Origin of the sequence: Micromonospora sp. WMMD737 (assembly GCF_049179055.1) — a bacterium.
Lineage (GTDB): Bacteria > Actinomycetota > Actinomycetes > Mycobacteriales > Micromonosporaceae > Micromonospora > Micromonospora reichwaldensis.
Window position 1 is genome coordinate 1,200,021 of the sequence record NZ_JBMHMH010000001.1, and the last position, 23,686, is coordinate 1,223,706.

General features: G+C 73.5%; 19 protein-coding genes. 6 read left to right on the forward strand and 13 right to left on the reverse strand.

What is annotated here, in order from left to right:
• The 4 genes from ACN27A_RS04670 (at position 1) to dinB (ending at position 4,780) form a co-directional block, all read left to right on the forward strand.
• Positions 1-1,575, forward strand: a complete 1,575-nt coding sequence (locus ACN27A_RS04670) for an FMN-binding glutamate synthase family protein (RefSeq protein WP_421450040.1) — start codon at positions 1-3, stop codon at positions 1,573-1,575.
• Between the two features lie 156 nt (positions 1,576-1,731).
• Entirely contained in the window at positions 1,732-2,928 is a 1,197-nt protein-coding gene (locus ACN27A_RS04675; protein WP_421458369.1) for an MFS transporter, read from the forward strand.
• 39 nt (positions 2,929-2,967) lie between these two features.
• Entirely contained in the window at positions 2,968-3,492 is a 525-nt protein-coding gene (locus ACN27A_RS04680) for a GNAT family N-acetyltransferase (RefSeq protein WP_421450041.1), read from the forward strand.
• A 100-nt stretch (positions 3,493-3,592) separates the two neighbouring features.
• The gene (dinB, locus tag ACN27A_RS04685; RefSeq protein ID WP_421450042.1) at positions 3,593-4,780 is read left to right on the forward strand and encodes a DNA polymerase IV; all 1,188 of its coding nucleotides are present in this window, start codon (positions 3,593-3,595) and stop codon (positions 4,778-4,780) included.
• Between the two features lie 15 nt (positions 4,781-4,795).
• Here dinB and ACN27A_RS04690 read toward each other — a convergent pair whose 3' ends face one another.
• Positions 4,796-6,400, reverse strand: coding sequence for a Na+/H+ antiporter (locus tag ACN27A_RS04690; RefSeq protein WP_421450043.1), 1,605 nt, complete (start codon positions 6,398-6,400; stop codon positions 4,796-4,798).
• 162 nt (positions 6,401-6,562) lie between these two features.
• A complete protein-coding gene (locus ACN27A_RS04695) occupies positions 6,563-8,995 on the reverse strand; it encodes a M14 family zinc carboxypeptidase (protein ID WP_421450044.1) in 2,433 nt (810 codons plus the stop codon).
• A gap of 400 nt (positions 8,996-9,395) precedes the next feature.
• Between ACN27A_RS04695 and ACN27A_RS04700 the strand changes: the two genes are divergently transcribed.
• On the forward strand, positions 9,396-9,863 hold the full coding sequence (locus tag ACN27A_RS04700) for a hypothetical protein (protein ID WP_421450045.1): 468 nt from the start codon (positions 9,396-9,398) through the stop codon (positions 9,861-9,863).
• 148 nt (positions 9,864-10,011) lie between these two features.
• Positions 10,012-10,344, forward strand: coding sequence for a hypothetical protein (locus tag ACN27A_RS04705; protein WP_421458370.1), 333 nt, complete (start codon positions 10,012-10,014; stop codon positions 10,342-10,344).
• 66 nt (positions 10,345-10,410) lie between these two features.
• On the opposite strand, the gene ACN27A_RS04710 is transcribed toward ACN27A_RS04705, so the two are convergent.
• The 11 genes from ACN27A_RS04710 to ACN27A_RS04760 all read right to left on the reverse strand — a co-directional run bounded on the left by ACN27A_RS04710 (position 10,411) and on the right by ACN27A_RS04760 (position 23,659).
• Positions 10,411-10,971 carry a dihydrofolate reductase family protein gene (locus tag ACN27A_RS04710; protein ID WP_421450046.1) on the reverse strand — a complete coding sequence of 187 codons (561 nt, stop codon included), beginning with the start codon at positions 10,969-10,971 and terminating at the stop codon, positions 10,411-10,413.
• Between the two features lie 112 nt (positions 10,972-11,083).
• Positions 11,084-11,728, reverse strand: coding sequence for a dihydrofolate reductase family protein (locus ACN27A_RS04715; RefSeq protein WP_421450047.1), 645 nt, complete (start codon positions 11,726-11,728; stop codon positions 11,084-11,086).
• A 43-nt stretch (positions 11,729-11,771) separates the two neighbouring features.
• The gene (locus tag ACN27A_RS04720; protein WP_421450048.1) at positions 11,772-12,425 is read right to left on the reverse strand and encodes a hypothetical protein; all 654 of its coding nucleotides are present in this window, start codon (positions 12,423-12,425) and stop codon (positions 11,772-11,774) included.
• Positions 12,426-12,531: 106 nt separating this feature from the next.
• Positions 12,532-14,958, reverse strand: coding sequence for a carbohydrate-binding module family 20 domain-containing protein (locus ACN27A_RS04725; RefSeq protein WP_421450049.1), 2,427 nt, complete (start codon positions 14,956-14,958; stop codon positions 12,532-12,534).
• A 319-nt stretch (positions 14,959-15,277) separates the two neighbouring features.
• Positions 15,278-16,207 carry an ROK family protein gene (locus ACN27A_RS04730; protein WP_421450050.1) on the reverse strand — a complete coding sequence of 310 codons (930 nt, stop codon included), beginning with the start codon at positions 16,205-16,207 and terminating at the stop codon, positions 15,278-15,280.
• A gap of 40 nt (positions 16,208-16,247) precedes the next feature.
• Positions 16,248-17,705, reverse strand: a complete 1,458-nt coding sequence (locus tag ACN27A_RS04735) for an argininosuccinate lyase (protein ID WP_421450051.1) — start codon at positions 17,703-17,705, stop codon at positions 16,248-16,250.
• A 63-nt stretch (positions 17,706-17,768) separates the two neighbouring features.
• Positions 17,769-18,722, reverse strand: a complete 954-nt coding sequence (locus ACN27A_RS04740; RefSeq protein ID WP_421450052.1) for an amidohydrolase family protein — start codon at positions 18,720-18,722, stop codon at positions 17,769-17,771.
• Positions 18,719-19,666, reverse strand: coding sequence for a creatininase family protein (locus tag ACN27A_RS04745; protein WP_421450053.1), 948 nt, complete (start codon positions 19,664-19,666; stop codon positions 18,719-18,721). Before ACN27A_RS04745 ends, ACN27A_RS04740 begins: the two co-directional genes overlap by 4 nt.
• Positions 19,654-21,447, reverse strand: coding sequence for an ABC transporter permease (locus ACN27A_RS04750; protein WP_421450054.1), 1,794 nt, complete (start codon positions 21,445-21,447; stop codon positions 19,654-19,656). The genes ACN27A_RS04745 and ACN27A_RS04750 overlap by 13 nt, the downstream gene beginning before the upstream one ends.
• A complete protein-coding gene (locus ACN27A_RS04755) occupies positions 21,444-22,517 on the reverse strand; it encodes an ABC transporter ATP-binding protein (protein ID WP_311413546.1) in 1,074 nt (357 codons plus the stop codon). The genes ACN27A_RS04750 and ACN27A_RS04755 overlap by 4 nt, the downstream gene beginning before the upstream one ends.
• Positions 22,518-22,609: 92 nt before the next feature.
• Complete coding sequence (locus ACN27A_RS04760) at positions 22,610-23,659, reverse strand: extracellular solute-binding protein (RefSeq protein WP_421450055.1); 1,050 nt, start codon at positions 23,657-23,659, stop codon at positions 22,610-22,612.
• Between the last annotated feature and the right edge of the window lie 27 nt (positions 23,660-23,686).

A 23,686-nucleotide genomic window follows, 5' to 3' on the forward strand; every position in this document is an offset into this window, starting at 1 on the left:
ATGAAGTGGGCAAGCCGAGCCGTACCCGCCGCCGTCGCCGCCGTCGCGGCCCTCGCCGCGCGCGACCTGATCCAGCGCGACCACGCGTTGCTGCGCAACTTCCCGGTCCTCGGCCGGGCCCGGTACCTGCTGGAGTCCATCGGGCCGGAGCTGCGCCAGTACATCGTCGCGGGCAACAACGAGGAGCGGCCGTTCACCCGCGACCAGCGCCGCTGGGTGTACGCGTCGGCGAAGCAGCAGAACAACTACTTCGGCTTCGGCACCGACAACGACATCGAGTTCACGCCCGGATATCCGATCATCAAGCACCGCACCTTCGGCCGGGCCGTCCCGCCGTCGACGCCGGGCGCCGGACACGACGTACGGCTGCCGTGCGCCAAGGTGCTCGGCGCCGCGCGGGGCCGCGCCCACGCGTTCCGGCCCGAGTCGGTGGTGAACATCTCCGGGATGAGCTTCGGCTCGTTGTCCGGCAACGCCGTCGAGGCGCTCAACCGGGGCGCCGCCCTGGCCGGCTGCCTGCAGAACACCGGCGAGGGTGGGCTGTCGCCGTACCACCGCAAGGGCGGTGACCTGGTCTTCCAGATCGGCACCGCGTACTTCGGCTGCCGCGACGAACGCGGCCGGTTCAGCCTGGACCGGCTCAGGGACCTGGTCGCCGGCGCGCCGGTGCGGGCGCTGGAGATCAAGCTCAGCCAGGGCGCGAAGCCCAGCCTCGGCGGCCTGCTGCCGGCGGCCAAGGTCTCCGCGGAGATCGCGGCGACCCGGGGCATCCCGCAGGGGCGCGACTGCGTCAGCCCGTCGCGGCACGCCGAGTTCTCCGACTGCGACAGCCTGCTCGACTGGGTGGAGCTGCTCGCCGCCGAGACGGGCCTGCCGGTCGGCATCAAGTCCGCGGTGGGCGACCTCGGCTTCTGGGAGGAGCTGACCACCCTGATGCGCGACACCGGGCGTGGGGTCGACTTCGTCACCATCGACGGCGGCGAGGGCGGCACCGGCGCCGCGCCACTGATCTTCACGGACTCGGTGTCGCTGCCGTTCCAGCAGGGCTTCACCCGGGTCTACAAGGTCTTCGCCGAGCGCGACCTGCACGAGCAGGTGGTGTTCGTCGGCGCCGGCAAGCTCGGCCTGCCCGACAACGCGGTGGTGGCGTTCGCGCTCGGCTGCGACATGGTCAACGTCGGCCGGGAGGCGATGCTGGCGATCGGCTGCATCCAGGCCCAGAAGTGCCACACCGACACCTGCCCCACCGGCGTCGCCACCCAGAACCAGTGGCTCGCCCGGGGCGTGGACCCGGGCTCGAAGTCGGTCCGCGCGGCCAACTACGTCCGGACGCTGCGCCGCGACCTGGTCAAGGTCGCCGAGGCGTGCGGCGTCGAGCATCCGGGCCTCATCGACACCGACGCGATCGAGATCCTCGACGGCCGGACCGCCTCGCACCCCCTGCACGAGGTGTACGGCTACCGCCCGGGGTGGGGCCTGCCGTCCGCCGCCGACCGGGCGCAGATCGCCCGACTGATGTCGGCGGAGGCCCCGCAGGGCGGCACCGCCCCGCCCTCGCCGACCGCGATGTCCTGACCCACCCACCGGGCACGTGCCCGCCGACCCGCCGGTGACGTGCCGGACGGGACCCGGCTACCGGCCATCGCCCGGGTCCTCTGGCCGAGGCGGTCGACGAGGACCTTCCTTGGGCATGCGTCGTCTGCCAGGATCCCCTACGTGGTCACTGGCTCAATGTCGCTGGGGCGGCCGTTCTGGACGTTCTGGAGCGCCGCGGCTCTCGCCAATGTCGGTGACGGTATCCGGCTGGCCGCGTTTCCCCTGCTCGCCGCGTCGCTCACGACCAGTCCGGTCGGGGTGGCCGCGGTCACGGCGGCCCAGGCGTTGCCGTGGCTGGTGACCGGTCTACTCGCCGGATCGTTGGCCGACCGCCGCGGCGCCCGTACCCTGCTCGCCCAGGCGGACGTCGCCCGGGTGATCGTCCTGGCCGTCCTGGTGGTGGCCGTGGCGACGGGCCGGGCGTCGCTACCGCTCGTCCTGCTGGCCAGCTTACTGCTCGGTGTCGGGGAGACCGTGCGCGACACGGCCGCGCAGACGGCACTTCCCGGCCTGGTGCCCGACCGACTGCTCGAACGCGCCAACGGGAGACTGGCGGCTGGCGAGATCGTCGGAAACGAGTTCGTCGGCCCGCCGGTCGGCGCGGCGCTGTTCGTGATGGGTGCGGCGCTGCCGTTCGCGGCGAACGGGGCGTCCCTCGCCCTGGCAGTGATGCTCGTACTGACCCTGCCGCTGAGCCTGGCCGCCCGCCCGCCGGCGGCGACGCCTGTCGACCGGGGCGTGGCGGCTGGTCTGCGATGGCTGGTACGCCACCGCGTGCTGCGGACGCTGGCGGTGGTCACCGCGGCGGTCGCCGCAGCGGACAGTGCCTGGTTCGCGATCCTGGTGCTGTACGCGACGAACCGGCTCGGCACCGGGACGGTCGGCTTCGGCATCATGCTCGCCGTCGGCGCCCTCGGCGGCCTGCTCGGCTCGCTCGTCGCCGACCGGCTCGTCGCGGGCCGCCGCCATCGCGTGGTCCTCGCCTGGTCCCTGGCCATCACCGCCGGTATTCCCGCGCTGCTGGCGGTGACCTCCCAGTTGTGGGCCGCGGTACTCGTCATCGTCGTCACGAGTGGCTCGTTCGCCGTGCTCAACGTGACGGCCGTGTCGCTGCGGCAGCGCCTGGTGCCCCGCGAACTGCTCGGCCGTGTGGTGGCGGCTGGCCGCACCCTGAGCTTCAGTGCCGCCGCCGCGGGGGCGCTGCTCGGCGGCGTGCTCACGTCGACGATCGGAATCGAAGCACCGTTCGTGTTCAGCGGGCTGGTCGCGGCCATCACGACGGCCGCATGGTCGGTCGCGTCCCGGCCGTGGCGACCGGACCGCACCCGATAATGGCGCGCGCCCCGCACTCGCGCCGCCTACCGTGGCCGGGTGCTGATCAGACGCGAGACCCCCGCCGACGTCGACGCGATCCGGGCAGTGCACCTCGCCGCCTTCGCCGACCCGGAGAAGCCGGACGCCGTACCCGTCGAGGCGGGGTTGGTGGACGCGCTGCGGGCGGACGACGGGTGGCTGCCGGCTCTCTCCCTCGTCGTGGCCGACGACGCCGGACGGGTGGTCGGGCACGTGGTGTGCACCCGTGGCCGGGTCGCCGGCGAGCCGGTCGCGCTGGGGTTGGGTCCGCTCGGCGTGCTGCCGGCCTGGCAGCGGCGCGGGGTCGGCTCCGCGCTGATGCACGCCGTGCTCGGCGCGGCCGACGCGCGCGAGGAGGCCCTGGTGGTGCTGCTCGGGCACCCCGACTACTACCCGCGCTTCGGGTTCCGCCCGGCGGTCGACCTCGGCGTCACCCCGCCGCAGCCGTGGAGGCCGCAGTACTTCATGGCCCGCCCGCTGAGCGCGTGGCGGTCGTCGATCCGCGGCGGGTTCCGCTACGCCCGCCCGTTCGACGAGTTGTAGGCGAGCCGCCAGCGACCCGACCGACGGCCGAACGGTTCTCTCCGGCGACGTTCGGGCAGGTCAGTGCCGCCGTAGCGACCTTCCGTGCGAACATGTGTTCGTGTCGCCCGAGGCCAGCATCCTGCACGCCGACCTGGACGCGTTCTACGCGTCGGTCGAGCAGCGGGACGATCCGCGCCTGCGCGGCCGGCCGGTCATCGTCGGCGGGGGCGTGGTCCTCGCGTGCAGCTACGAGGCGAAGGCCCGCGGCGTCCGCAGCGCGATGGGCGGCCGGCAGGCCCGGCGACTCTGCCCCGAGGCGATCGTCGTGCCGCCGAGGATGGCGGCCTACACGGCGGCGAGCCGCGCGGTGTTCGAGATCTTCCGGCGGACCACCCCGGTCGTCGAGGGGCTCTCCATCGACGAGGCGTTCCTCGACGTGGGCGGACTGCGCCGGCTGGCCGGGCCGCCCGCCGACATCGCCGCCCGGCTGCGCCGGGACGTACGCGCGGGGGTCGGCCTGCCGATCACGGTGGGCGTGGCCCGCACGAAGTTCCTCGCCAAGGTGGCCAGCGGCGTCGCCAAGCCCGACGGCCTGCTGGTCGTCCCGCCGGACGGGGAGCTGGCGTTCCTGCACCCGCTGCCGGTGGAGCGGCTGTGGGGCGTCGGGCCGGTGACCGCGACGAAGCTGCGCGAGCGTCGCATCCGTACGGTCGGGCAGGTCGCCCGCCTCGGCGAGGCGACGCTGGTCTCGCTGCTCGGCGCGGGCGCCGGTCGGCACCTGCACGCCCTGGCGCACAACCGCGACCCCCGGCCGGTGCAGGTCGGCCGCCGGCGCTCCTCGATGGGCGCGCAGCACGCCCTCGCCGCCGTGCCGCACTCCCCCGCCGAGCTGGAGGCGGTCCTCGCCGGCCTGGTCGACCGGGTGACCCGGCGGATGCGGGCGGCGACGCGGGCCGGCCGGACGGTGACGCTGCGCCTGCGGTTCGGTGACTACACCCGCGCGACCCGCTCCCACACGGTGGCCAAGGCGACCGCCGACACGGCCCCGCTGCTCGCCGCGGCGCGGGCGCTGCTGCGGGCCGCGCTGCCCGAGATCGAACGGCGGGGCGTGACCCTGCTCGGCGTCTCGGTCGGGAACCTGGACGACTCCCCCGTCCAGCCGCCGCTGCCGTTCGACCGCGATCCGGGGGCGGACCTGGACGCGGCCGTGGACGCCGTGCGCGACCGGTTCGGGTCGGGGGCGCTCACCCGGGCGGTGCTGCTCGGCCGGGACCCCGGTCTGGAGATGCCGCTGCTGCCGGACTGAGCCCCGGGCGGCGAGTCACGACGGCGGCAGCGACGGCAGGACGCTCTCCTCGTGGTCCAGCTCCCGCTCCAGGATGCGCATGTCGGCGTCGGCGAGGCGACCCGCGTCGCGCCAGGCGAGCAGTTCGTCCCGCTCGGCGGCGATCATCTGCCGGCGGGCCAGCAGGGCCGCCCGGTAGCGGTCGTCCACCGGCAGCACCTGGTCCTCGACGTGGGAGAGCAGTGCCACCCGTTCGGTGTAGCGCTTGTGCCGACCCTCGGCGGCCCGGCGCAGCGGGGCGGCGACGTCGCGTACGCCCGGGTCGGCCTCGGCCAGGGCGGTCAGCCGGTCGAGGGCGGCCTGCACCGCCGCGGCGCGGGCCTCGTTGCGGGTCAGCGCCCGGCTGACGGCGGTGCCCGGCAGCCGCAGCCGGCGCAGCAGCGGCGCGAAGGTCAGGCCCTGACCGACGAGCGTGACCAGCACGACCAGGTACGCGCAGAACAGCAGCAGGTCCCGGGCGGGCGTGCTCGCGGGCAGCGTGAACGCCGCCGCGAGGGTGATGACGCCCCGGGTGCCCGCCCAGCTCAGCGCGAGCAGTTCCCGACCGGACAACGGCGGGTTGTCGGGACGGGGGTCGCCGCCGAGGCGGGCGTGCATCCGGGCGGGCAGGTGCGCGGAGGCCAGCAGCCACAACGGACGCACCAGCAGCACGATGCCGACGGTGACGGCCCCCGCCGCGACGACGGTGCCGGGGTCGTAGGCGGCCAGCCCGCGTACGACGGCGGGCAACTGCTGGCCGATGAGCAGGAACACGTAGCCCTCGAGAAGGTACTCCACCAGGTGCCAGACCGAACGGGTCTGCAACCGCGCGCCGCTGGACTGCAGGGACGCGCTGCGGTGGCCCAGCCAGAGGCCGGCCACGACGACCGCCAGGACGCCGGAGACGTGCAGGCTCTCGGCCGCCACGTAGGCGGCGAACGGGGTGCCCAGGGACAGGGCGTTGTCGGTCAACGGATCGGAGGCCATCTTCCGCAGGTACGCGATGACCCACGCGACGGCCATGCCGACGGCCAGCCCACCGGCGGCGACGAACAGGAAGTCGCCCACGGCGTGCCCGACGGAGAACCTGCCGCCGATCGCCGTCGCCACGGCGACCTGCAGGATCGTCAGGGCGGTCGCGTCGTTGAGCAGCCCCTCCCCCTCGACCAGCGTGGTCAGCCGGGGCGACATGCCGGCACGCCGGCCGATCGACAGCGCCGCCACCGGGTCCGGCGGGGAGACCGCCGCGCCCACGGCGATGGCGAAGCTCAGCGGGACAACGGCCACCACCGCGTGGAGCCCGAATCCCACCGCGAGCGCCGTGACCAGGACGAGCGCCACCGACAGGCCGATCACCGTGCGGGCGTTGCGGCGCAGCGCGGTCAGGCTCGACTGGAGGGCGGCGCCGTAGAGCAGCGGGGGGATGACGAGGTAGAGCACGACCTCGGGATCGAGTTCCAGGTTCGGGCCGGGCAGGTAGCCGTAGCCGATCCCGGCGAGCACCAGCAGCACCGCCGCCGGCAGGTGGGTGCGGCGGGCCAGGGCGTTGGTCAGGACGACCACGACCAGGCCGCCGAGGGCCAACGCCACCAGCTCGCCCATCCCGCCGGTCCCTCCCGCTGTCGGCCTCCGCCCCGGGCACCACCGTAACCCGGTCCTGCGGCGGTGGCCGGGCAGCGCGCCTCCCCTCGGCCGGGGCGGGGGCGGCAGGCGGCGGGGGCGCGCCGGGTGGGACCCCGACGCACCCCGTCAGCGACCCGGTCGTCAGCGCGTCGGCGGTACGGCGGTGCCCTTGCGGTAGTTGCGGCCGTTGCCGTCGGGGCGGTAGTTGTTCTCGACGTTGCCCGCCGAGTCCACGGAGAACCAGTGGATCCGCGTCCCCGCCGGGACGGTCAGCGTCTCGCCGCCCTCCCGGATGCCGGCCGAGCCGTAGAGCTTCGACGCGTACGTGGGGGCGGCCCGGTCGAGGGTGTAGAAGACGGCGGCCGGCTCGCTGGTGGAGAAGGTCACCTCCACCATGCCCGGCGTCGCGCTGGGCGCGACCGCCAGCGTGCTGCTCGGCCTGGTCCGGTCCCTGGCGAAGTCCCGGGCCACCCGCATCAGCTCGACCAGGCCGTTGGCGAACTCCATCGTCTCGGCGTGCGCCTCGTCCCACTCGGGCTGGAAGGAGGTGCCGACCTCGAAGTTCCAGGCGTAGATGCCGTACCTGTACCAGAGCATGTCGCCGGAGTTGCCGGCCGCCGAGTAGAGCACGTCGGAGATCGGGCCGGTGCGCGCCGGGGTGACCGCCATGTTGCGGTGCCGCTTGATGGCGGCCAGGATCCGCGAGGACGCGCCCCAGAAGGCCGACTCCTCGGCGAGCGTCGGGCGGGGCGCGGAGACGCGGTCGGGCAGCGCGTACGCCCCCGGCGACCACATGAAGTAGTTGCCCGAGGAGTGCAGGTTCATCGAGAACCGGATGTTGGGGCGGGACGCCAGCCAGTCGAGGTTGCGGTTCTCCGGCTCGGAGAGCTCGCCCGGCCCGGCGTACGTGCCGCTGGTGCAGCTCGTCGACGCCCCCGAGTAGCCGTCGAAGAGGCTGTACTCGGTGTAGTTGCGGTTGTTGTCCACGCCCCAGGAGTTGCGGGCCAGGAAGTCGGCCGCCCCGGTCGTCGGGCAGTGGTTGGTCATGTTCTTGCGCTGGGAGTTGAAGTCGTGGAACGAGTAGTGGCCGCCGTCGGGGTTGATCGAGGGGGCGATCCAGATGTCGAGGCTGTCCAGCAGCTGCCGGGTCCGCCCGTCGTGGGCGTAGTTGCGCAGCAGCCGCTCGGCGGTCTCGACGGTGACCAGCGGGGGGACCCACTCGCGGGCGTGTTCCTGCGCGTAGGCGAGCACGCCGAGCTTCGAGCCGTCCCGGTGCTTGCCGATGCGGATGGCGTACACCGGATGCGGGTCGCGCGAGACGCTCGCCGGCGCGCTCAGGCCGTCGCTGAGCGGGGTCCGCGCTGCCGGCGCGACCACGCCGCCGCCCGAGCTTCCCCGATAGGTGTACGCCCGTACGAGCGTCCCGGCTCCGGCGTTGAGCGCCGCGACGACCTGGGCGGCCGTGCTGGTCACCGCGCCCCCGCCGTCGGTGCCGAGCGTGACCCGTACGGCCGCGCCGGCGACGGTCACCGACAGCGGCACGTCCGCGGCACCCGGGTCGGCCAGTTCCACGGAGACGTCGTTGCCGCCCTCGTGCCCCCAGGCCAGCGAGTCCACGGCGACCCGGCTGTCGGTGGCGGTGCCCAGGACCGCCTGGGCGTGCCGCCGGTAGCCGTTGGTCTTGTGCGGCAGTTCGACGATCTCGGCCAGCCGGGGGAACTCGGCCGCCATCTGGTGGATCCGCGCGTACAGCTCGGTGGGCGTCAGGTAGCTGGTGACGAAGTCCTTCTGGTAGCCGGGCCCCTCGGGGCCGTCGCCGGGCGTCGGCAGCCACTCCCGCACCTGCGCGACGGCCACGTCGCCGGTCGGGCTGGTGATCCGGATCCGGTCGGGCCGGCTCGTCACGGGCGCGGCGCCGCGGTGGTAGAGGTAGACGCCGGCGTCGACGAAGCGGGAGATCGTCTGCGTACCGCCGGAGCCGATCTCGGTGCCCGGGCCGCTGTCCCGCTCGACGGTGAGCGCGTCGGCGGCGGTCTGGCCCTGCGCCCACTTCGCCTCGACGGAGAGGATCTGGCTCGTGCCGGAGGTGTAGTAGTCCGCCCGGATGATCCTGACGTCGGAGGCGGCGGACGCGCTCGGGCCGCCCGTCGCGGCGGCGAACTGACGGTTCTGGGCGACGTGCCCGGCGATGGTCGCCTCGCGTTCGGCCACCCGGGCGCGGGCGTCGGCGGGCCGGTGCAGCACCTTGCCGAGGGTGAAACCGGCCCTGGCCAGTGCCGCGGCCTCGCTCGCGGTGACGACCGCGTGCGCGACGACCCCGTTCCCGGTACGGGTGACGTGGTGGTCGAGGTCGACGCCGGTGGCGACGAGGGCGTCCAGTTGGGCGGTGCCGGCGAGCAGCACCTCGACGACGTTCGCCTCCTCGTCGGCGACGCGGACCAGCTCGACGGCGGGTTCTGCGGCGGGCACGACGGCCGAGGCGGGGCTGACCAGCAGCACCACCGCCGTGGCGGCGGCCAGCGCGGCCGGGACGGGTAGGCGGCGTCGCCACCGGGGAGCTAGGGGATCACGCATGTGTCCGCCCTTCTGGTGTCGGCAGGGTGACCGGACGGGATGGCCGAGGGGTCGCCCGGTTGCGCGGCTGCGCCCCGCCGGTCGCGCGCCACGGCCGCGGGATCGCGACCGGCGGTGCAGAGATGGAGTGTCCGGTGGCGACGGACCGACGCCGCCGGGCGCGGAAGCGTCGTCAGGCTGGTGGACGAGAGCCGTTCCGGTCGAAGTCGGTGGATTGAGTCATCCTCAGCGCACACAAAGTGATCTGTCAACACCCGTCGATGTCCCGTCCGCACCGCCGGCCGACCCACGGGCCGCCGTTCGGGGCCGCCCTGAGTAGGTGGGCTCACGCCCCGCACGGAGGCCACCCACATACTTGGCCGAGCTGGTTGGACAAGATCGCCGGAAGAAGGCCACAGGCATGACGAAGCAGCACCGACCGACGTCTCCGATCACCGCGCTCGTCCTGGTGCTGTGCACCCCGGTGGCCGCCTGGTGGCTCATCGGGGACGTGACCGGCGACGAGGCCCGACGGCTCGCCGCCGAGGGCGTCGAGTTGGACTACGCGATCCGGCCGGTGAGCCTCGGTACGGCGGGAGACCGGATCGTCGGCGTCCTGGCGTGCGTCGGCGTCGCCCTCGCGCTCGCCTGGTTGATCCGGGCCACCGCACGCCGCCGTCTCGATCGCCGGTGGTGGTGGGTGCTGGCGCCGCTCGTCGCGGCCGGCGTACTCCTCGGCCTCGCCTGGCGGGTGCTGACCGCCGGCGGGATCGGCGCCAACATCGGAGCGGGGCTCATGGTCATCGCGGGTGGACCGGCCCTGGCGGTCCTGCTGGTCGTCGCCGCAGTCGCGGCGCTGCGGATGCGCCGGAACCGGACGCCGCAGTAGCCCGTCCCGGCGCGACTGCTCGGTGAGCCGGCTCACCCGGCCCGCCGTCCGGCGCCCTGTTGCGCAGCCTGGAAGGGGTGCCGAGGTTTCGCCGGCAGGCAAACTGGAGAAGGTGAAGATCACACCTGCGTTCAAGGGGGATCAACTCGTGTCCGACACCACCGCCCGGTCCGACCGTCAGGCAGACCGTCCCGCCGAGGTGACCGACCCGCTGCTGTGGAAGCTCGCCCTGGACGTGGCCGACGCCCACGAGCCGGACGGGGACGGTGGTTGCCGCAACCTGCTCTGCGCGGGCCAGGCCTGGCCCTGCCCGGCCTGGAACAACGCCCAGCGCGCCCTGCGCATGGCCCGCTCCGACTCCGGGCAGCCGGCGCCGCACGCGACGCGGCCGACTGGCGGCCAGGGCCGCCCCGATATCTCGGTGCCCGGATTGGCGCAGCGCATCCGGCCGAACGACCCGCGGGCGGCGTCGGCCGCCTAGGCCGCGTCGTAGCAGTGCTGGCAGCCTTGGCCGTGTCGTCGTGGTGCCGGCAGGCCGGGCGCCGTATCAGCCGTCCACGCGGTAACGCGCGAAGATCGTGCCCTGCGAGAAGGTGTGCTGGTCGAGCAGGGTCAGGTTACGGCGGACGCCGTCGGGAAGGGCGCGCGTGCCACCGCCGACGAGCACCGGACAGATGATGAGGCAGATCTCGTCGACCAGGCCGGCCCGGTGGGCCTGGGCGGCCAGGTTGGCGCCGCCGATCGCCAGGTCGCGCGTGGCGGACCCCTTGAGCGCGCGGACCGCCTCCGGGTCGAACGTGCGCTCGATGCGGGTGCGGGCGCTGCGCGGCTCCGCCAGCGTGGACGAATACACGATCTTGTCGGCGGAGCGCCAGATCTCGCTGTAGTCGAGGATGTAGTCGGGGTGGCCGGGCTGCTCGTGGGCGGTCTCCCAGTAGGACATCACGTCGTAGAGCCGGCGGCCGTACAGGTGGGTGCCGATGCCCCGGTCCAGGTCGTTGAGGAAGCGGTGCACCTCTTCGACCGGCTCGCTCCAGCCGAACTTGCCGTTCTCGTCGTTGACGTAGCCGTCGAGGGACACGATGTCGGTATTGATCAGCTTGGCCATCTCTCCGCCTCGGTGTCGGGTCGGCTCGTGCGACCGTCAGCAGTCAGGTGGCCCAGTATGAGACGGGGGCCCGACAATCCGGCGGCCCGTCCGGGCCACCTGTCGGGCGGATTCAGTCGTCGCCTCCGGCGCCGCGATCGGGCGCGTTCATGTCCCCCGTCGCGGGCGTGCCGTCGGCGAGCCCGTAGCGCAGGTAGACGGTGCCCTTCGGGCCGGCCACCGGCGGTTCGAGCAGGGTGACGTTCGTGGGCACCGCGCCACCGTCGAACACCTTCTTCCCGACGCCGAGCACGATCGGGTGCACCCAGAGGTCGAGACGGTCGAAGAGCTTCTCGCGCAGGAGGGTCTGCACCAGGTTCAGGCTCCCGACGACCTTCACGTGCTCGTGCCGGTCGCGGATCTCGCGCACCGCGGCGGCCAGGTCCGGGCCGAGCTGGGTGGACCCGGCCCACGAGAGGTCGGGCCGGCCGCGGGAGGCCACGTACTTCGGGACGCGGTTGAAGAGCGTGGCGATCTCGTCGTCCTCGCCGCCCTCCTGGTGCGGCCAGTAGGCGGCGAAGATGTCGTACGTCCGCCGGCCGAGCAGGAGGGCGTCGGTGCCCTCGTAGGCGGCAGCGACCTGCGCCCCGGAGGCCGCGTCCAGCAGCGGCGCCTGCCAGCCGCCGAACGGAAACCCCACCGGGTCCTCGTCGGGGCCGCCGGGCGCCTGGGCGACGAGGTCGAGGGTCGCGAACAGTTCGATGTGGATCAGGCCCACGTCCTACCCCCGGTGAGTTGGTGTTCGATCCGGCACCCGGTACTCACGATAGATCACGGACCGTGTCCGGACGGGTGACCGCGCGCGCTGCGGCGTGCCGAGCGAAGATCTCGCGGACGGCGGGCAGTTCGTCGCCCTCGTCGGCGTCGACGTACCAGCGGTGCTCCGTGTCCGCGACGACGGCCTCCGGGGTGTGGAAGTCCCGGCCGAAGCGGTAGACGCCCAGGCAGTAGGCGAACTCGGATCCGATCATCGGGTCGATGCCGGTCTGGTCGCAGTGGTCCAGCAGGCCTTCGGCGACCCGCCACTGCTCGCCGTCGAACCAGAACACGCCGCAGGCCCAGTGGATCGTGCGGCCGGTCGGCACGTCGACGACGCTGCCGTACCGCTTGTTCGCCGGGCGGTCGCGCACCAGGCGGACCAGGTCCTCGGGGACGTCGTCGTAGAGCGCCTCCTGGGCGGCGTACTCGTCCCAGCCCACGCTGAGATCCGCCTCGGGGCCGAAGGTCAGCAGCAGCGCGCGCCCGTCCGGGACGAAGTGCCACACGGTCGACTGCCCACCGCCGTCGTCCCAGGCGAACCGTTGCGCCCCGTCGACGGTGGTCGGCGCGTGGAAGGTGAGTTCGCTGACGATCGCCGCGCGCCGGCGTACCTCGTCGATCGGGGTGGCGCACAGCGCGTGCCAGGTCTCGTCCATGGGCAGCCATGGTAGCCACCGCGGGGGCGGCGCCCGACCCGCGAGCGGCGACGCGCGGCCCGGACGGCCGGGTGGCCGGCCCCGGCGGGGCCGGCCACCGGTGGCGTCAGCGCCAGGTGTCGGTGCGGGTGTGGGTGCCGCCCGCCGGAGTGGTGAAGCTCCGGTTGCCGCCGGACTCCCAGCTGACGGAGCCGTCGGCGTTCTTCTTCAGGTACTTGTACTCGACGGCGGTGTTCGGCGGCAGGCTGACGGTGGCCCGCCAGACCGGGTAGTCGGCCGGGGAGAGCGCGACGGCGTTCGCCGGGTTCCAGCCGCCGAGGGCGGGCAGGTTGCCGACGACGTACACGTTCTGGCCGAAGGAGGTGGTGGCGGTGGCGTGGAAGGCGGTGGCGACCGGTCCGGCGGTGTCGCCGCGGAAGGTCTCGGTGACGGTGTGGGTGCCGCCCGCCGGGGTGGTGAGGCTCCGGTTCGCGCCGGACTCCCAGGTGACGACCCCGGCCGCGGTCTTCTTGATGAACTTGTACTCGACGGTGGCGGACCGGGGCAGGTCGACCACGCCGCGGAACACGCCACCGGCGGCGGGCAGCCGCACCGCGTTCGCCGGCGCCCAGTTGCCCAGCGCCGGGACGCCGCCGACGACGTAGACCTCCTGGCCGGCGGCCACGGTGGCGGTGACGGTGAAGGTCGTGGCGACGGTGTCCCCCACGGGCCCCGGCACGTAGGTGTCGGTCCGGGTCGTCGTCCCGCCTGCGGGGGTGGTGAAGGTGCGGCTGGCGGCCTCCTGCTCGACCACGGTGGACCCGCTCCTGACCAGGTACCGGTAGGAGACGGCGGTGGCCGCCGGCAGGTCGACCGTCGTGGTCCACGCGCCGGAGGCGGTGCGGGTGAGCGGCACGGAGGTGGCCGGGTCGCCGTTGCCGAGCGCGGGGGTGTCGCCCACGAGGTGCAGCGTCCGGTCGGCGGGCAGCGAGGCGGTGGCCGTGAACGTGAACGTGGTGGCCACCTTCGCGGCGGGGCCGCCCCGGGCGTTGGCGTGGATGGCGACCGCGCCGTTGGCGGGGATGGTGACGGTGGCCCGGCCGCCGGTCACGGTGACCGTGGCGCCGGTGCACCCGGCGGCCGAGGCGGCGCCGGAGATGACGTCGCAGTACGCGCCGTCGGCGAGGCCGGTGACGAACTGGGCGGTGCTGGCGGCGGCGGAGTCGTTGATGCCGATCCACCCGCGGTCGCCCCGGTGGAAGCCGATGACGTTGCTGTTGACGACCGTGAAGTCCGAGACGGTCTTGACGTTGCGGGCGGTGTTGGCCCAGCCGACCATGCCCTTGATCCCGGTGGACCGGGTCAGGCAGGTCCAGTTGCCGCCGCAGACGGTGTCGGTCACGTGGCCGCTGCCGGTGGCCGGCGGCGACTGGTTGCGGTTCGACCAGGTGAAGCTGTCGTAGACCGAGGGCTTGCCGTGCGGGTACGCCAGCGCGAAGTAGTTGGCCAGGGTGTAGTCGCTGCCGTTCTTGTAGGACAGCACCACCCCGTCGCGTTCGAGGTCGTGGTTGGTGACCATGGCGAAGACGTTGGCGCTGGGCGCGTCGAGGTTCCAGTTGGCAACGTTGGCGAGGTTCGCGATGGAGCCCTGGAAGCTGGAGCGCAGGCCCTTGGCGTACCCGAAGTCGAGGACGTCGCCGTTGCCGATGAACGCCCGCGCCTTGAGCGCGTCGTTGGAGGCCCCGTCGAAGATCTCCTGGGCGACGTACGGGCGCTTGTTCTCCGCGACGGTGTTGTTCAGCTTGCCGAGGATGGCCGCGAAGTCGTCCTTCTTGACGTGCTTGACCGCGTCGACGCGGAACCCGTCCACGCCCAGCCCGATGAGGTCGTTGAGGTAGGCGGCGATCTTGTTGCGGACCTGCTCCTTCTCGGTGTACAGGTCGGACAGGGAGAGCAGCTCGCAGCTGGTCACCTGGGACTCGTTGTTCCAGTCGGTGATGCCGCCGGAGGTCGGGCAGTTGTCGCCGGGGTGGTGGAAGTCGCCGTGGCCGTAGGGCACGGCCGGGTAGCCGTAGCCGGTGAAGGTGGTGCCGGCGTAGCCGACGGTGCCGGCCGCGTTGTTGACGCCGGCCATGTGGTTGACGACCGCGTCGACGTAGACGCGCACGCCGGCGGCGTGGCACGCGGTGACCATGGCGGCGAACTGCTGGCGGTTGCCGAACCGGCTCTCCAGCTTGTAGGACACGGGCTGGTACACCTCGTACCAGGGGTGCGCCCCGTCGGCGCTGTTGGGCAGGCTGACCGACTCCTGGGGCGGCGCGACCTGGACCGCGCCGTAGCCCGCCGGGCCGAGGTGGTCGGTGCAGGCCGCGGCGACCGAGTTCCAGTTCCACTCCCACAGGTTGGCCGTCACCTCGCTGGCGTTGAGGGCGACGGCGGCGTGGGCGGGCGCGGCGGCGGTCGCCACGAGCGGGGTGGCGCCGGACGCGACGAGCGCGGCGGCGAGGAGCAGGCGGGGGATGCGGGCGCGCGGGGGCGGTGTGGATCGTGCCATGACAGAAGGACCTACTTCCGGGGACGAAGAGGCACTGACGAGAGGGACGGCCGTCCGGGTAGCAAAGACAATGCTCGATCCACGGCAGGCTCTGCAATACCTTGCAGCAAACTTCTCGAAATTTCATGGCAACATTGCCGCGATCGTCGCTTTGAAAGTTGGCACATCACCCGCAAACACCCTGAAGCCGGCGTTCCACGATGGATCGCCGGCTTCACGAACTGAAACTCCTTGCAAGAGCTGGCACCGGTGTAAGGAAGGGCCCCTTGCCAACGTTCCGCGTCGACAAGGGGCCCTTCCTTACACACACATCCGCCGGTCAGCGGGGGGTCGGCACCGCCTCGCGGGCGAGGATGACCGCGCCGAGCAACGCGGCGTCGTCGGCGAACCGCGACAGCACCACCTCCGGCGGGTACGGCAGGACCGCCGCCATCCGCTCCCCCAGCAGGCCGCGGATCAACGCGTTGCCGGCCACCCCGCCGACCAGCACCACCCGCTGCGGGTCGAGCAGCAGGCAGCAGGTGACCAGGTGCCGGGCCAGCTCGTCGGCGCGGGCGGTCAGCGCCTCCCGGGCCGGGCCGGGCCGCTCGGCGGCGGCGGCCAGCCCCCGCGCCCCGCCCGCCACGCCGAGCGACTCGGCGAGCCGGTCCAGCGCCCGGCCGGAGAAGCCCAGCTCCAGCATCGTGCCCGGCCACGGGCCACCGGCCACGGCGTACCCGATCTCGCCGGCCGCCCCGTGGTGGCCGGCCAGCACCGACCCACGGACCGTGACCGCCGCCGCCACGCCGGTGCCCAGGCCCACCACCAGGCCGGGGTCGGCGTCGCGGAGCGCGCCGAGCCGCAGCTCGGCCAGGGCGGCGGCGTTCAGGTCGTTGTCGACCGCCACCGCCGGCACCGCCAGCCGGTCCCGGACCGCGTCGGCCAGGCGCAGCCCGTCCCAGCCGGGCACGTTCGGCGCCAGGTCGATGCCGTCGGAGCGGACCACGCCGGGCGAGGCGATCCCGGCCGCCGCGACCGGCGCGCCGACCTCCCCCACCAGCTTCGCGGCCAGCTCCAGGGCGCGGTCCAGGGCCTGCGGGGCACCCCGCTCGGCGTACGTCGGCACCCGCTCGCGGGCCAGCAGCCGGCCCTCGCCGTCAGCCACCCCGACCGCCATCTTGGTGCCGCCGAAGTCGATGCCGAGCAGCACGCCCGCGTCGCCGGCCGGCGGCGCGGACTGGGCGGCGCGGCCGGCGAGTCGCACGCTCACCGGAGCACCTCCGCGCCCCCGGCCGCCGCGTCCCGCGCGCTCATCGGGCCGCACCCTGCGCGGCGACCGCGTCCAGCGCCTCGTCGGCGGCGGCGAGGCGGTCGCGCACGGCGGCCAGCCGGCCGGCGACGGCGTCGAACGTGCCGCGCAGCACCGCCACCTGGGCGCGCACCGCGTCCGCGCCGGGACCGTCGACCTGGGCGCGGTCGAGCACCAGTTCCGGGCGTACGGCGGCGGCGATCAGGTCGGCGACGGCGTCGTCGTCGAGCCCGTCGGCGATCCCCTCCGCCGCCGCCCGTACGGTCTGCGCGGTCCAGGTCGCCGGGGCCCCGCCCCGGACCAGCCGGCCGACCACCGAGTGGGCGGCCCGGAACGGCACCCCGTGCCGGGTCAGCGCGTCGGCCGCGGCGGTGGTGGTGGCGCCGGAGGCGACGATCTCCTCGGCCGACGGCGGCTCCAGCGGCTCGATCTCGGCGAGGAAGCCGCCGAGCAGGGCGAAGAACCGGTCGGTGCGGTCGTTGCTCTCCCAGAGCCGCACCTGCACGTCGGTGGTGGCGTTGTTGGAGTCCTCCCACCAGGCGGCGCCGACGTTGTTGAGCACGCTGGCGGCGTCGGCGGCGGTGGCGCCGGCCATCGAGACGAGGTGCTCCAGCACCACCGGGTTGCGCTTCTGCGGCATGATGCTGCTGCCCTGGGTGAAGTCCCCGGGCGTGCTCACCCAGCGCCAGCTCAGCCAGTCCATGAGGGTGCGGGCCAGCCGGGCGCCGGTCGCGAGGGCCTGGGCGTTGAGGGTGCCGACCCGCACGAGGTGGTCGGCGCCGGCCACCGCCTCGTACGAGTTGGTGACCAGGCCGTCGAAGCCGAGCAGCTCGGCCACCCGGGCGGGGGCGATGTCGAGGTCGGTACCCGCGAAGGCGCAGGAGCCCAGCGGCGACACGTTGAGCTGGTCGATCAGCTCGGCGTAGGCGACGGCCTCCCCGGCGAGTGCCTCGGCGTAGCCGGCGAGGGCGTGCCCGATGGTGGTGGGCTGCGCCGGCCGGCGGTGGGTGTAGCCGGTGATCACCACGTCGGCGTACCGGTGCGCGGCGTCCAGGGCGGTCGCGCCGGCGGCGAGCACCCGGTCGAGGACGCCGAGGAGCTGCTCGCGCAGCAGCATCCGGAACACCCCGGCGTCGAGGTCGTTGCGGCTGCGGGCCATCTGCACGTCGAGCTCGGAGGTGGGGATGCCGCACGCCTGCGCCAGCCGCTTCTCCATCAGGTAGTAGGTGTCCTCGAAGGTGCCGTCGAACTCGGGCGCGCCGGCGGTGTCGGCGCGCAGTTCGGCCAGCCCGCGCAGCAGCCGGGCGCCCCGCTCGGCGGGCACCAGCCCCTGCTCGACCAGCATCACCACGTGGGCCTGGCTGGCCCGCACCATCGCCGGGAAGAGGTACCCGACGTGGTGGTCGTAGGTCGGCCGGAGGTGGTGCCGCTGATAGGTGGTCAGCGCGGGTGTGCTCATGACGGTCTCTACTTCCTTCCGTGCCGGGCTCGGCGTCGTGCGCCGCGCCCGGGCGTCAGCCGATCAGTCGTCCAGGCCGAGCAGGCGCTCGGCGTTCCCGGCGAAGATCGCGCGTAGGTGGTCGTCGGGCAGCCCCAGCTCGCGGCAGATCCGCAGCTGGTCGTCGAGGTAGCGGGTGACGTACCCGCGCGGGAACCACGACGAGTCGCTGCCGAACACGATCCGGTGCGGGCCGATGGTCTCGTAGCAGCGCCGGAACAGCTCGTCCAGCGTCAGCTTGTACGGCATCCAGCGCACCCACTGGTTCGACCCGGAGGTGTCGACGTGGATGTTCGGGCAGCCCCACGCGGCGAAGAGCAGGTCCTGCACGTGCTGGACGCCGAAGTGCGGCACCACCACGGCCAGCTCGGGGAAGCGGCGGGCCATCCGGGCCAGCTCGTCCGGGCCGCCGTACCGGCCGTGGGACAGGCCGCCGGCGCTGCCGTAGTGTCCGATGTGGATCAGCACCGGGACGCCGAGGCGCTGGGCGGCGCCCCAGAGCGGGTCGAGGGCCTCGTCGTCGAGCGGGCCGCGCAGCAGCGGGGCGAAGAGCTTCAGCCCGCGCAGGCCGCGCTCGGTGACGGCGCGTTCCAGCTCGGCGGCGGCGTCCGGTGCGTACGGGTCGTGGTGGGCGAAGCCGAGCAGCAGGTCGGGGTGGCGGTCCACCACGTCGGCGACGGTGTCGTTGCCGCCGCCGGTGACGAAGACCGCCCGGCGCACGTTCACCGCGCGCAGCTCCTCGGCCCAGCGGTCCGCCTCGTCCTGCCAGCGCTCGGCGGGCGGCTCCGGGTCGGGGAAGCCCCACGCCTGCCGCCACTGCCGCGCGTACGGGGCGGAGCCGGCGGCGCGGACCGCCCGCTCGTGCTCGCCGCCGGGGTGCATGTCGGCGGCGTGCTCGCAGGCCCGGATCGTCTCGTCGGCGCCGATGCGGAAGTGCAGGTGGAAGTCGACGACGTCCAGTCCACGGTCGACGGTCACGGCGCCTCCTCGGGCTCGGGCCCGCCGGCCGGCGCGGTCGGTGGCGCGTCGGCGGCCGACGGGGCGTCGGTGGGCAGCGGGGCGTCGGTGGGCGGGGCGGGCGGCGGGGCGGCCACCCAGGCGGCGATCACCTCGCGCAGCCGGGCGCCGGCCAGCTGCCGGACGCGGCGGCCCACCTCCTCGCCGGCCAGCGAGATGTGCCCGGACCAGCCTTGCCACGGGTCGGGCCGGGACTCCACCAGCACGTACGGGTGGGTCACCGGCAGCTTCGGCTTCGGCGGCAGGTCGGCGACCGCGTCGAGGCGGACCGCGCCGGGGTCGAAGCCGAGCACCCCGGAGGTCTCGTACGCGCCGCCGTGCCCCCGCGCCGGCAGCGGCCCGTACAGCTCGGTGGTCTCGGCCGGGGTGACCAGCTGGAACCAGTTGACCAGCAGCAGGCTCGCCGTGCGCCGCCCGGAGACCCACTCCATGGCGGCGCGGACGGTCGACATGTTGGCGTCGTGTCCGTTGACGATCAGCAGGCGGGGGAAGCCGGCGGCCACGATCCCCTCGATCACGTCGGCGAGGTAGCCGACCGCGATCTCGGGCCGGATCGACACCGTGCCGGGCCACGGCCGGGTCTGGCCGGGGCAGGCGGCGTACGGCACGGCGGGAAAGAGCACCCCGCGCGGGCCCGCCGCCGTCGCCCGGTCGCCGGCCGGAGTCGCGCCGTCGTCGCCGGGCGCCGCCGCCTCGTCGCCGCTGAGGGCGCTCTCGGCGGCGAAGCCCTCGGCGAGGATCAGGTCGGTGCCGAGCGGCAGGTGCGGGCCGTGCCACTCGACCGCGCCGACCGGGAGCACCGCGAAGTCCGCCGCCCCGGCGACCGCCGCCAGTTCCCCGCCGGGGATCCGGGCGGCGGGGACCAGCCCGCCGCCCGTCGGCCAGGCCGCGCTCACGCCGTCCACCGGGCCGCCTCCCGACTGGAGCGCCGGCCGCCTTCAAGCCGGCCGGAGACCACCATCACCACGAAGATCAGGACAACCTGGAGCATGCCGTACGCGGCGGCGGTGCCGACCTCGAACGAGTACATCCGGTTGTTGATCTCGACGGAGATCGGCGCGGTCTCGGAGGTGTAGATCAGCACGGAGGCGACGAACTCGCCGACGCCGTGCACGAAGGCGAGCAGCGCGCCGGCCACCACACCGGGCAGCATCAGCCGCAGGGTGACCGTGCCGAACGCCCGCCACCAGGACGCGCCCAGGTTGCGCGCGGCCTCCTCCAGCGACGGGTCGATCTGCGCCAGGGTGGCCGAGCTGGACCGGAACACCAGCGGCAGGAACCGCACGAAGTACGCCAGCGGCATGATCCAGAAGGTGCCGATCAGCACTTGTCCGAAGCTGAACGCGTTGCCCGTGCTGAACGCCGAGATCAGGTTGATCGCGACCACCGTGCCGGGCAGCGCCCAGGCCAGCATGACCGCCACGTCCAGCAGTCCCCGGCCGCGGAAGTCCAGCCGGCGCACCGCGTACGCGATGAGCACGCCGACGACGACGCAGGCGACGGTGGCGATGAGGCTCATCTGCAACGAGTTGAGGATCGGCTGGAACGCCGCCGGGTCGGAGAAGATCGTGACGAAGTTCTGCGTGGTGTACGCCGCCGGGATGACCTCGGTGGTCCAGGAGCCGTCCTCGGAGAACGCGACCAGGGCGATGGTCGCCACCGGCGCGAGCAGGACCGCGGTGGCCAGGACCGAGGCGACCAGGGCGAGCCACTTGCCCAGCGGGTTGGTGATCTCGCGGCGGTGCGCGGCGACGCCCTTGGACTGGGAGCGGTAGCTGCGCCGCCCCTCGTACCAGCGCATGCCGAGCAGGAACAGCACCGAGACCACGCCGAGCACCGAGGCGTACGTGGAGGCCATCGGCAGGTCGCCGTTGGTGCGGTTGATGTAGATCTGCATGGTCATCGTCTGGTCCACCCCGAACAGCAGCGGGGCGGTGTACGACGCCAGCGAGGTCATGAAGACCAGCAGCGAGGCGGAGACCAGCGCCGGGGTGAGCATCGGCAGCAGCACCGTGCGCCACACGCGGACCCGGCCGGCGCCGAGGTTGTACGCCGCCTCCTCCACCGACGGGTCCATGCCCGACAGCGCGGCCGAGGCGGACAGGTAGAAGTACGGGTACATGGTGAACGTGTGCACGACCAGCACGCCGGCGATGCCGCTGAACGGCAGCACCGGGTTCTCGGCGCCGAAGAGCTGCTGGAGGCCGCGCGGCAGGATGCCGGTCTCGCTGTAGAGCAGCTGGAACGAGATCGCCCCGATCAGCGGCGGCAGCGCCGCCGGCACCAGGATGATCGCCTCGATCAGCTTGCGGCCGGGGAACGAGAAGCGCTTGAGCAGGAAGGCCATCGCCACGCCGACGACGCCGCAGAGCAGCACGCTGGCCGCGGAGATGATCAGCGAGGTGACCAGGGAGGACCGGGCGACCCCGCCGCCGGTGACGAAGCTGCCGTAGTTCTCCACGCCGTCCACGCCGACGCTCTCGGCGAAGGTGGCGAACATCGGCTGCACCACGTACCCGAAGAGGATCAGGGCGAGCGGGAAGACCAGGACGTACGGGAACCAGCGCGAGCCGGTGCCGCCGGCGAACCGGTCGGCGAACCGGCGGCGCGGGCCGGACGGCGGGGCGGGCTCCCGGGTGGCCGGGGCGACGGTCGCCGGGCTGGGGGTGGCGGGGAGGGTGCTCACGGGCGCACCACCCACATCCGCTCCCGGTTCAGCCGCAGCCCGACCTGGTCGCCGGCGGCGATCCCGGCCGGCACGTCGATCGCGGCGACCTGCACGGGCTCGCCGGCCACGTCGACCACGAGGTTGGTCGCCATGCCGGTGAACTCCACCTCGGTGACCCGGCCGGGCAGCGCGCCCGCCTCGGTGGCCGAGGTCAGCCCGATGTGCTCGGGCCGGACGGAGACCGACGCGGTGTCGCCCTGGCGCAGGCCGTGGTCGGCCGGGGCGGGCGCGGCGATCTCGCCGCCGGCGGGCAGCCCCACGGTGACGCTCTGCGCGTCGGCGGCGACCACCGGCAGGGTGAGCACGTTGCTGCGGCCGATGAAGCGGGCCACGAAGCTGGTCGCCGGGCGGTGGTAGATCTCCTGCGGAGCGCCGATCTGCTGCACCCGGCCGGACTGCATGACCGCGATCCGGTCCGACATGGCCATCGCCTCGGCCTGGTCGTGGGTGACGTAGATGGAGGTGGTGCCGGCCTCGCGCTGGATGCGGCGGATCTCGACCCGGGTCTCCTCGCGCAGCTTGGCGTCGAGGTTCGACAGCGGCTCGTCGAGCAGCAGGGTGCGGGGCCGGATCACCAGCGCCCGGGCCAGGGCGACGCGCTGCTGCTGGCCGCCGGAGAGCTCGTCGATGCGCCGGTCGCCGTAGCCGGCGAGGTGCACCTGGCCGAGCGCCTCCTCGACCCGCCGCCGCGCCTCGACCCGCCCGACCTTGCGGATCTTCAGGCCGTACGCGACGTTCTGCGCGACGCTCATGTGCGGGAAGAGGGCGTAGTTCTGGAACACCATGCCGGTGTCGCGCTTGTTGGGCGGCCGGCGGGTGACGTCCTCGGTGCCGAACCGGATCCGGCCGGAGGTGGGGAAGTAGAACCCGGCCACCATGCGCAGGGTGGTGGTCTTGCCGCAGCCGCTCGGGCCGAGCAGCGTGAAGAACTCCCCGGCGGCGATGGTGATGTCGACGTCGTCCACGGCCGCGGTGTCGCCGCCGCGCGCGAAGCGCTTGCTCACCGACTCGAGCGTGACATCGATCATGAGGTCCTCTCCTTCGTGCGGTACCGGACCTGGACGGTCGTCAGGTGGGGGCGCGGGGGCGGGACGGGCCCGCCCCCGGGACGCCCGGGCGGTCAGCCCTTGTTCTTGATCTGGCCGTTCCAGTGGTTGATCCACTCGGTCTCGTTCTTGCCGATGACGTCCCAGTCGACGTCCAGCGGCTTGAGGCCGAGCTGGGCCAGCCACTCCGGCTTCTCGGCGATGTCCACGGCCGGGATCTGGTAGTAGTCCTTGGCCAGGTCGGCGCGGAGCTTGTCGTCGAAGAGGAACTCCATGAACTTCTGGGCGCCGGTGGTGTTGCCGCCCTTGACCGCGGCGATGCCGTCGACCAGCACCGGGGCGCCGGAGGCGGGCATCACGTAGCCGAACGGCATGTTCGACTGGTTGGCCTGGAGCAGGACGTCCTGGAGGTTCCAGGCGCTGAGCACGCCCTGCTGGCGGGAGAGCTTCAGGTAGAGGTCGGTCGGGTTGGCCGCGTACGCGCCGGTGTTGGCGTCGAGCTTCTTGAGCCAGTCGTAGCCGGGCTGCGGGTTGCTGCCGTCCGGGGACTGCCGCATGATCATGGCGGCGTAGATCGACCGCATCGTGCCGGACGCGGCCACGTCCCGGATGATGATCTTGTCCTTCCACTCCGGCTTCAGCAGGTCGTCCCAGTCCTTCGGGGCCTGCTCCGGGGTGAGCGCCTTGTTGTTGTACATGATGACCTCGGGGAGCAGGATCTCCCCGAACCAGCGGCCCTCGGCGTCCTTGTACTTCGGGTCCATCTTCTCGGCGAACGCCGGCTGCCAGGAGGTCAGCAGGTCCTCGCCGGCGCCGGCCGAGAGCCCCTGCTGGGTGCCGCCCCACCAGACGTCGGCCTGCGGGTTGGCCTTCTCGGCCCGGACCCGCTCCAGGATCTCCTGGGCGCCCAGGTTGAGGATCTCGACCTTGCCCTTGTACTCGGGGTACTTGGCGGTGAACTGGTCCACCACGTAGGTGGAGACCTTCTTGTCGCGGGCCGTGTAGATGGTCAGCTTCTCGGCGCTCGCGCCGCCGGCCGCGTCGTCACCACCACCGCCGCCGCAGGCGGTGCCGGCGGCGAGCACGGTGGCGAGCGCACCGGCGAGGAGAAGTCGACGTCTCATGGGGTACCTCCGAGGGGTGTGGGGGGA

Bases quoted from the DNA above. Each gene is read 5' to 3' on its own strand.
- ACN27A_RS04720 (WP_421450048.1), bottom strand. From the start codon at position 12,425: ATGGACGAGACCTGGCACGCGCTGTGCGCCACCCCGATCGACGAGGTA.
- ACN27A_RS04675 (WP_421458369.1), top strand. From the start codon at position 1,732: ATGTCGCTGGGGCGGCCGTTCTGGACGTTCTGGAGCGCCGCGGCTCTC.
- ACN27A_RS04700 (WP_421450045.1), top strand. From the start codon at position 9,396: ATGACGAAGCAGCACCGACCGACGTCTCCGATCACCGCGCTCGTCCTG.
- ACN27A_RS04690 (WP_421450043.1), bottom strand. From the start codon at position 6,400: ATGGGCGAGCTGGTGGCGTTGGCCCTCGGCGGCCTGGTCGTGGTCGTC.
- ACN27A_RS04760 (WP_421450055.1), bottom strand. From the start codon at position 23,659: ATGAGACGTCGACTTCTCCTCGCCGGTGCGCTCGCCACCGTGCTCGCC.
- ACN27A_RS04735 (WP_421450051.1), bottom strand. From the start codon at position 17,705: ATGAGCACACCCGCGCTGACCACCTATCAGCGGCACCACCTCCGGCCG.
- ACN27A_RS04695 (WP_421450044.1), bottom strand. From the start codon at position 8,995: ATGCGTGATCCCCTAGCTCCCCGGTGGCGACGCCGCCTACCCGTCCCG.
- ACN27A_RS04710 (WP_421450046.1), bottom strand. From the start codon at position 10,971: ATGGCCAAGCTGATCAATACCGACATCGTGTCCCTCGACGGCTACGTC.
- ACN27A_RS04725 (WP_421450049.1), bottom strand. From the start codon at position 14,958: ATGGCACGATCCACACCGCCCCCGCGCGCCCGCATCCCCCGCCTGCTC.
- ACN27A_RS04755 (WP_311413546.1), bottom strand. From the start codon at position 22,517: ATGATCGATGTCACGCTCGAGTCGGTGAGCAAGCGCTTCGCGCGCGGC.
- ACN27A_RS04670 (WP_421450040.1), top strand. From the start codon at position 1: ATGAAGTGGGCAAGCCGAGCCGTACCCGCCGCCGTCGCCGCCGTCGCG.